This window comes from Oceanospirillum sediminis (assembly GCF_014164585.1).
Taxonomy (GTDB): domain Bacteria; phylum Pseudomonadota; class Gammaproteobacteria; order Pseudomonadales; family Halomonadaceae; genus Oceanospirillum; species Oceanospirillum sediminis.
The window spans coordinates 1-420 of record NZ_JACJFM010000160.1 but is presented as its reverse complement, the minus strand read 5'-3'; the positions used below and the strand labels follow the sequence as shown (position 1 = coordinate 420).

The following is a 420-nucleotide window of genomic DNA, read 5'->3' as shown; positions in this document are numbered from 1 at the left end:
AAGCACTGATTCAGTAGGCAGTGTTCAGTATTCAGTGAACAGTAGTCACTATTCGCTTATTTATTCAGGAGTTAAGTTTTAGTTTATAAAAACCCTTTGCGACTTAGCGCCTTTGCGAGAGATAATTATTTAGCTTTTGCAGCTTTATCAACAATAGTAATCGCCGCAATTAAATCTTTCACTTCCATTTCTTTTACCTCTTCATCTGCAATGAAGGGCGAAAGTTTATCGTTATTGTAGTTATAGATTTTCCAGCGTTTAAACTGATATTCCAAAGCTGTAAAGTTTTCCACCCAATCACCAGAATTTAAATACATGGTTTTACCGTGCTTGTTCTCCCGAATCTCCATTTTGGGTTGGTGAATGTGTCCGCAAACCACATAATCGTAACCGTTATCTATTGCCAAGTCTGTAATGGTT

Annotated in this window: 1 protein-coding gene; it reads right to left on the bottom strand. The window is 36.9% G+C overall.

Going from position 1 to position 420, the window contains the following annotated elements; genetic code table 11:
* Positions 1-125: 125 nt before the first annotated feature.
* On the bottom strand, positions 126-420 hold a 295-nt coding region (locus H4O21_RS28235; RefSeq protein ID WP_502243750.1), incomplete at its 5' end, for a hypothetical protein.